Raw genomic sequence first — 2,148 nt, 5'->3', positions numbered from 1 at the left:
AGCGCATTAACGCGGTATTGCGCTTGGCGCGAAATTTAGGTTATATAGTTGTTACCTTCTAGGCCGCTTGCCGCTACACAACGAGGTGAACATGGCTCAAAACAAGAATAAAACGGCTCAACCCACGGCTTTGCGAACGGCAAAGGAACTGCGGGTTATCTTTGAAATGTTGGCAATGGTCAGTTTTCGCTCAAGGCTGGATAAAATAAAGTGTGGCGACGGCCACCCAGTGGTGGTCGCCCCTTCTTTTATGACGGGAGATGGCGGCACGGCGGCGCTGCGAGGTTTTTTACGGCGGCGTGGTTTCGCCGCTTATGGCTGGGAGCAGGGCCTAAATAGCGGCATGTCTGAGCGAAAGTACTTGGCTTACGAGGGGCATGTTAAAGACCTTGCCGCGCGCCACTGTCGCAAGGTGAGTCTCATCGGCTGGAGTTTGGGTGGAATTTACGCGCGAACCTTGGCCCATAAAAATCCGGATATTATCCGCCAAGTGATTACCTTGGGTTCGCCAATTCATGTTCCCGGTATGGATGGGGTAACCGGGCCAGTACTAAAACTCTACGAAATGATGAACCCCGGTGCCATGACCGACCCGATGCTTGACTGGAAAGAATGCTGGCAAGCAACGCCAAGCGTGCCGTCAACGGCAATGTACAGTGAGGGCGACGGTATTGTCGACTGGCAGTTCTGTATTGATAAAGAGCTGAATAACAACACCGAAAATTTACGGGTGCCGGGCAGTCACGTTGGCCTAACCCACAATGTTGCGGTGATGTATGCGGTGGCGGAGCGCTTGGCCCAGCGCGATAATCATTGGCAGCCCTTTGATGTGAGTGGCTTGCGAGGCCGGGTATTCGCTCATTCTGCCGTACCCGCCTAAGTTGGCTGGCAAATGCTGTTAGGCGCCGTCGTTAAGTAGGCGCTCTAAGCAGTGTTCTTGAATACCGTAAAAAGCCTTTATATCGGCAATCTGCTGCAGCACTTCGCTGTTGTCGCGGTGTTGTCGTCGCTTTTGCGCCAGTATCATCTTATTTTTACTGGTGTGTTCTAAGGATATAAATTCAAAGACCTTGGTGTCGTAGCCATGCGCCTCCAGTAATAGTGCACGTAGACCGTCGGTGAGCATTTCGGCCTCTTGGCCAAGGTGAATGCCGTGTTGGAGTAAGGGCGCGAGCGTCGCTGGACTTTTTAGTTGGGGGCGAATCTGCTTATGACAGCAGGGCGAGCACATAATAATGTCGGCGTTGCTGCGAATACCCATGTGAATTGCGTAGTCGGTTGCGGTGTCGCAGGCGTGTAGGGCGATCATCACGTTAATGTGCTGGGCGGCGAAATGCTGGACATCGCCCTGTTCAAATTTTATACCCTGCAAACTTAGTTTTTTGGCGGTGTTATTGCAAAGGTCGACCAGCTCTTGGCGCAACTCTACACCGGTGACTTGGGCGGCAAGGCGGAGCTTATCCTGGAGATAGTCGTGCAAGGCAAAGGTTAGGTAGGCTTTGCCTGAACCAAAATCGGCAATATGAATCGTCTCGCGCTCGGCAAGGCCAGTATTGTTGATTGCGTTGGCGAGTACCTCGATAAAGCGGTTGATCTGTTTCCACTTGCGGGACATGGCCGGAATGATTTGAGCTTGCTGGTCGGTAATGCCGAGGGCCTGTAAATAGGGGCGGCTTTGCTCGACAAAGCGGTGTTTTTCGCGGTTGTGTTGCTGGGCTTCACTTGGCGCGCTGGTGCTGCTTTTGTTCCGATGTTTATTGAGCAGTGGCTTACCTTTCTTGCTAAAGCGCAGTTGAATCTCCCATTCTGCACTGACCATGTGAGCATTACTAAAATCGTTACCTAGCCAGCGTTGCAGCAGACTTACGGCGTCGTCTAAGCTGACATTTTTGGTGACGTGGCGGCTGCGATATTCATAGAGAAATGACAGGAGGCTAGTGTCTTTCAGCTTGATAGGGCGAATACTAATGCGATTGAGCTCGGGCTCATCACCCTGGTACTTTGAGAGCACCAAACGCTCGAGCTGGCCCTTATTGAAAGCCTGTTGGCAGTCGCTAATAAAGCTCGCGGTGTGCTCAGCGGAGGAAGTTGCTGTCATAGACTTGCCCAATAAACAGTCGAGGTTGTGTATACGCAGGGCGAAGCCTT

At 52.1% G+C, this 2,148-nt stretch carries 2 protein-coding genes; one reads left to right on the top strand and one right to left on the bottom strand.

Going from position 1 to position 2,148, the window contains the following annotated elements; translation table 11 throughout:
- Positions 1–91: 91 nt before the first annotated feature.
- Positions 92–880 carry an esterase/lipase family protein gene (locus tag ABYT30_RS18660; RefSeq protein ID WP_373084706.1) on the top strand — a complete coding sequence of 263 codons (789 nt, stop codon included), beginning with the start codon at positions 92–94 and terminating at the stop codon, positions 878–880.
- A gap of 18 nt (positions 881–898) precedes the next feature.
- Here ABYT30_RS18660 and ABYT30_RS18655 read toward each other — a convergent pair.
- Positions 899–2,148, bottom strand: a 1,250-nt coding sequence (locus ABYT30_RS18655) for an SAM-dependent methyltransferase (protein WP_373098025.1), incomplete at its 5' end; no start/stop codon positions are given.

Source organism: Zhongshania sp., from assembly GCF_041623545.1.
Lineage (GTDB): Bacteria > Pseudomonadota > Gammaproteobacteria > Pseudomonadales > Spongiibacteraceae > Spongiibacter.
This window is presented reverse-complemented; position numbering and strand designations above follow the sequence as displayed.

Coding starts and splice junctions, on each gene's coding strand:
- ABYT30_RS18660 (WP_373084706.1), top strand. CDS start 92: ATGGCTCAAAACAAGAATAAAACGGCTCAACCCACGGCTTTGCGAACG.